Origin of the sequence: Vogesella mureinivorans (assembly GCF_007644035.1) — a bacterium.
Classification (GTDB): Bacteria; Pseudomonadota; Gammaproteobacteria; order Burkholderiales; family Chromobacteriaceae; genus Vogesella; species Vogesella mureinivorans.
The window spans coordinates 1-291 of record NZ_VMTV02000957.1 but is presented as its reverse complement, the minus strand read 5'-3'; the positions used below and the strand labels follow the sequence as shown (position 1 = coordinate 291).

Genomic DNA, 291 nt, shown 5'->3' with positions numbered 1-291 from the left:
CCCCAGTACGCTCGGTAGCTGATGCTGCGGCCTATCGCGATCGCATCCTTGCGGCGATTCCGGCTGGCAAACAGTTTGAGCCACTGATGACGCTCTACCTCACCGACAACACCAGCCCCGAAGAAATTATCCGGGCTAAAGAATCCCAGTTTGTCAAAGCGGTCAAGTATTACCCAGCGGGTGCCACAACCAACTCAGACTTTGGGGTGACAGACATTCGTAAGTGCGATCGCGTCTTTGAAGCGATGCAGCAGGTAGACCTGCCTTTACTACTGCACGGGGAAGTGACCG

General features: G+C 55.3%; 1 pseudogene. It reads left to right on the top strand.

The window, feature by feature from the left end:
- Positions 1 to 291: pseudogene (locus FLQ44_RS25700) on the top strand (dihydroorotase); the annotation flags it as partial.